This is a genomic window from Pseudovibrio sp. W74 (assembly GCF_001623085.1).
Lineage (GTDB): Bacteria > Pseudomonadota > Alphaproteobacteria > Rhizobiales > Stappiaceae > Pseudovibrio.
On the sequence record NZ_LMCJ01000046.1, the window covers coordinates 197,689 to 198,127 of the forward strand.

A 439-nucleotide genomic window follows, 5' to 3' on the forward strand; every position below is an offset into this window, starting at 1 on the left:
TGTCAGACACGCACACTTTCAATGTGGACACCACCGGCACACTCGGTTCTGTCGTCGTCAATGAAGATGGCACGTTCTCATATGATCCCAATGGTCAGTTTGAGGCTCTCTCAGCTGATGAAACAGCAACCGATAGCTTCCAATATACGGTGACCGACAGCTCTGGAGCAACATCCACGCAGACCGTCACCATCACGATTGCTGGCCAGAATGACGGGCCTATCGCCAATTCGGTTGCAGCCAGTACCGACGAGGGCTCCTCGGTTACTCTTTCGCCGAACTATTCGGATGTTGACGCGTCAGACACGCACACCTTCAGTGTAGACACCACCGGCACACTAGGCGCTGTAATTGTCAATGACGATGGTACATTCTCTTATGATCCCAATGGTCAGTTTGAGGCTCTCTCAGCTGATGAAACAGCAACCGATAGCTTCCA

The 439-nt window shown here is 51.9% G+C and carries 1 protein-coding gene; it reads left to right on the top strand.

The features are described 5' to 3' along the window. A partial coding sequence (locus PsW74_RS21255) for an Ig-like domain-containing protein (RefSeq protein ID WP_193777976.1) occupies positions 1 to 439 on the top strand: 439 nt, incomplete at both ends.